Source organism: Shewanella sp. 11B5 (assembly GCF_002836795.1).
Classification (GTDB): Bacteria; Pseudomonadota; Gammaproteobacteria; order Enterobacterales; family Shewanellaceae; genus Shewanella; species Shewanella frigidimarina.
Map to the genome: position 1 here is coordinate 1 of NZ_PJAP01000624.1, position 3,747 is coordinate 3,747.

The window sequence follows — 3,747 nt, forward strand, 5'->3', positions numbered from 1 at the left end:
TAACAGCGCACTGGATGCACACATTATTGCCACAGGGTTAACACCGCCGACGCTAGAGAATGCCGACACTTGGCTTCATCATTTACAACAACAACTTGAACGTTGGGTTGCAGCGCAGCAGCAGGCTATTGATAACCAGCAGCAGCTCAGTGTCACCGCTGAAAAACTCACCGCAAACAATCTGCACTCCACTGAAATGGCAACCAAGCTAGCAGAAGTGACTGAGCAAGTGGTTACGCTTAACGAACAACTCGATTCTGTACTCGCACAGCGTAAAGCCGTGTTTGGAGACCAAATAGTTGAAGATGAAAAGCTGTTTAGCCAACACGCAGTAGATCAAGCTCAGCAGGTATTTGTCTCAATTCAACAACAATTGCAAACGGCGGATAAACATTTTGCTGGCTTACAAGCGCAGCTGCAATCGACAACGCAGCAAGTAACCAAGGCGAATCAAGAGTTACAGCAGATGCAGGCCAAATGGCAAGTGGCATTACAATCAAGTCCATTTACAGATCAACAGTCATTTGAGCAAGCCTTATTGACGCCAAAAGAGCGTCACACATTACAGCAACTAAAACAGCAACTGGATAACGACATTGTCAAAGCCAATACGTTAGTTGAACAAGCCAAAATAAAACAAACGGAGTTAGCGCAGCTGGCAGAGCAACACGGATACGATATTACTCAACACGGCGATACAATGCTGCAACATCAAACGATGGAAGCTAAGCACCAACAAGACAAGCAAACACTGTGGCGCTTAAATCATGAGTTAGAACAAGATACCAATAAGCGGGCAGGGCAACAGCAACTGTTAGCGGAACAAGCCCAAATACAACAAGATTACGACGATCTTGCGTACCTGCATTCGTTAATTGGCTCACAAAAAGGCGATAAGTTCCGTAAGTTTGCTCAAGGGCTTACTTTAGACCATTTAGTGGCATTAGCGAACAGGCAGCTGGAACGTTTGCAAGGCCGGTACTTACTTGAACGCAAAGAGTCCGATGCGTTAGAGCTACAAGTGCTCGATACCTGGCAAGGTGATGCTGTGCGAGACACCCGAACCTTGTCGGGCGGTGAAAGTTTTTTAGTGAGTTTAGCCCTTGCGCTCGCATTATCTGACCTTGTTAGTCATAAAACGAGCATTGACTCACTGTTTTTAGATGAAGGCTTTGGTACGTTGGACAGTCAAACGTTAGATACCGCTTTAGACGCATTAGATAATTTAAATGCGTCGGGCAAAATGATTGGTGTAATTAGCCATATTGAAGCCATGAAAGAGCGGATCGACGTACAGATAAAAGTGACTAAAATGAATGGCCTTGGTATTAGTAAATTGCAGGGTGAGTATGCTGTAGGTGGGTCTTGATCTGCTTCAAACTCCCATGATTACTGTAATCGAGTTCAAATTAAATATTAATTAAATATCATTTTATATTTGTAAAATGATTATTTTTTGATATAAAAGAGCGTTGATATGCAGTTTGAGTGCAAAAGTCCGTATTTTTAGCTGTTTATACCGGATGCCGTAGTATCAAATATTGGGTCATATTCACCATAAAAAACGACATGAAGGCATAGAGTTAACCGACTTTATGCTCAATATCGCAATAACAATTTGCAGTAAAAGAAAAATAAAAAATATAAAGCGTCATCTTTTAGGGTGGATTAGACATTGCTAATGAGTAAAATTATGGGCTTCCAAAGGCCAGCGGTAAGTCAAGTGAACTTGCCAAACTTGCACAAGAAAATCTTGCTAGCAAGTGTGTTTGTTGTTGGTGCTGCTTTATTATGGCCAACACAACAAGAGTTTTCATCACAACGTATTCCAGTGGCAATCGATATCGATTCGTTATTGCCACACATAGCTCAACAAGAAACTACGTTGAAGCTTGTAAAGCCTATCTCACCGATTTTAGATCGCGTGATCGAAAGTGGTGATACCTTAAGTCATTTATTTGAGTTAGCTGGTATCGACCAACGAACCATGTATAAAGTACTTGAAGCTGATTTAGAAGTATTAGCGTTAGATACACTGCTGCCGGGTAACCGCATCCAATTTTGGGACAATGCCAATGGTGAACTTGATAAGCTAGAGCTGTACTTTAACCCTGCTCACCAAGTGGTATTCACCCGTTTTAAAGACGGAACTTACGGTGTTAATGACATTAACATCGATGGCATTTGGCAAAATCGCATCGTTGGCGGTGAAATTAACGGCTCTTTCTATGTGTCGGCTAAAAATGCTGGTTTAAGTGCAGCCGAAATTCAAAAAGTCGAATCACTGTTAAAATCCAAATTAAACTTTTCTCGTGAGCTACATGCCGGTGATACTTTTTCGGTGTTAGTTAACGATCAATTTGTTGAAGGCGAACCAACAGGTATCACATCGATAGAAGGTATTCGCATTAACACCGGCCGTCGCGACGTTACAGCTTTCCAAAATATTGATGGCAACTATTACGACATTCAAGGTCAAAGTTTAACTCCAGCCTTCCAACGTATTCCGCTAAATAGAAAAGTCCGCTTGAGTTCTCGATTTAACCCTTATCGCAAACACCCCATTACAGGTCGCGTTCGTCCTCACAATGGTACCGACTTTGCTACGCCTATTGGTACTCAAGTCGTGGCTCCTGGTGATGGCGTGGTGACGTTAGTGACTAAACATGCTTTTGCGGGTAATTACATTGTGATTGATCACGATAATAAAGTGCGTACTCGTTACCTGCATTTATCGAAGTTTTTAGTTAAAAGAGGTCAGCGTGTAACCCGTGGCCAAGTGATTGGCTTATCAGGCAATACAGGCGCTTCAACAGGCCCACATTTGCATTATGAGTTCATTGTTAATGGTCGCCCAATTGACGCAATGAAAGCCAATATTGCAGAAGCTAAAGTCTTACCTAAAAAGCAATTACAAGCGTTTCAAGCTTTGGTACGTAGCCGCAGCATGATGATGGACTTAGGCTAATAGACTTATTCTAATGGACTTAGGTTAATGAACTGAGGCTTATTACGTAGAATTTAGATGTGATAGAACGATTAAATGCAGCCAATAGGCTGCATTTTTTATGGCCGGTGTTTATCAATGCTGTGATTTTAGTTTGAATGACATCACGATGTGGTACAACAGCCAACGGATGCATTCATACCTCAATTATCAAAGTCCTAATGAATTTGAGCGTATGGGTAAGCCGTTAAAAGAAGTGGCTTAACGAACTTAACTAGGGTGACTGAATTCAGTTAACCAGGTCATAACGTCGTGGCGCTTCACCCACACCAGACCAAAAGGAAACCAACGGCTGTTCCCTCTTTACTCTTTATAAGAATTAGCCCAGCCGCCCCGCAACATTTTCGCTATTTACAAAACAACAGCTGCGAAAAGGTCGCCATGGGGTAGATCCAGATTTTAACTTCATTTGCAGTCCGCTTCGGCCAACTCTTTATAGTAAAGAATGAAAATACTAACGCTTCCGATGGTACATCCTGTACCGCGAAAGCTAAGCTCACCATCCATGGCCAGCTCACGTATTCTTTTATAAAGAGTCTTCAACGTCCTCAAGTTCAGAGTCGAATCACACCATTTCCAAGTCAAGAAAACTAACTCGTTTTTGCCCCAAAGTTTGTTTCAAATATGAACCTGTGGCTACATCATCCCAGACGAAAAATGCATAATTTTCGATGGGGATCGTACTGCTTAACGCTTCATCAGTATATGGCTTATAAATATCGGATAAGTATCCTGTGTAA

At 42.0% G+C, this 3,747-nt stretch carries 3 protein-coding genes; all 3 read left to right on the top strand.

Going from position 1 to position 3,747, the window contains the following annotated elements; all coding sequences use genetic code 11:
• A partial coding sequence (locus CXF78_RS14410) for an SbcC/MukB-like Walker B domain-containing protein (RefSeq protein ID WP_308302259.1) occupies positions 1-1,369 on the top strand: 1,369 nt, incomplete at its 5' end.
• Positions 1,370-1,681: 312 nt separating this feature from the next.
• A complete protein-coding gene (locus CXF78_RS14415; RefSeq protein ID WP_102037195.1) occupies positions 1,682-2,968 on the top strand; it encodes a peptidoglycan DD-metalloendopeptidase family protein in 1,287 nt (428 codons plus the stop codon).
• Between the two features lie 100 nt (positions 2,969-3,068).
• Positions 3,069-3,212 carry an IS3 family transposase gene (locus CXF78_RS21465; RefSeq protein ID WP_167526096.1) on the top strand — a complete coding sequence of 48 codons (144 nt, stop codon included), beginning with the start codon at positions 3,069-3,071 and terminating at the stop codon, positions 3,210-3,212.
• The last annotated feature ends 535 nt before the right edge of the window (positions 3,213-3,747 follow it).